Annotated in this window: 1 protein-coding gene; it reads right to left on the bottom strand. The window is 39.9% G+C overall.

Features of this window, described 5'->3' with window-relative positions:
* Nucleotides 1-164 precede the first annotated feature (164 nt).
* On the bottom strand, nucleotides 165-706 hold a 542-nt coding region (locus tag HP552_RS00925), incomplete at its 5' end, for a tyrosine-type recombinase/integrase (RefSeq protein ID WP_175393882.1).

The following is a 706-nucleotide window of genomic DNA, read 5'->3' as shown; positions in this document are numbered from 1 at the left end:
GTATTATGTAGTCTGTTTTTTATGCAAAATCTAATTTAATATATTGATATTTATATCATTTTACGTTTCTCGTTCAGCTTTTTTATACTAAGTTGGCATTATAAAAAAGCATTGCTTATCAATTTGTTGCAACGAACAGGTCACTATCAGTCAAAATAAAATCATTATTTGATTTCAATTTTGTCCCACTCCCTGCCTCTGTCATCACGATACTGTGATGCCATGGTGTCCGACTTATGCCCGAGAAGATGTTGAGCAAACTTATCGCTTATCTGCTTCTCATAGAGTCTTGCAGACAAACTGCGCAACTCGTGAAAGGTAGGCGGATCCCCTTCGAAGGAAAGACCTGATGCTTTTCGTGCGCGCATAAAATACCTTGATACTGTGCCGGATGAAAGCGGTTCGCGACGAGTAGATGCAATTATGGTTTCTCCGCCAAGAATCTCTTTGCATTTATCAAGTGTTTCCTTCATTGATATTCCGAGAGCATCAATATGCAATGCTGTTGGGATGGCAATTTTTACGCCTGTTTTGCTTTGCTCGACATAAAGATATCCATCTACGATATCAGACCACTTCATTTCGCATAAATCACCAACTCGTTGCCCGGTAACAACAGCCAGTTCCATTGCAAGTCTGAGCCAACATGGTGATGATTCTGCTGCTTGATAAATTTTCAGGTATTCGTCAGCCGTAAGTCTTGATC

Source organism: Paenibacillus xylanilyticus, from assembly GCF_013359935.1.
Classification (GTDB): domain Bacteria; phylum Bacillota; class Bacilli; order Paenibacillales; family Paenibacillaceae; genus Paenibacillus; species Paenibacillus xylanilyticus.
Note: the sequence above shows the minus strand (reverse complement) of the source record. Positions and strands in the feature narration are given on the sequence as shown.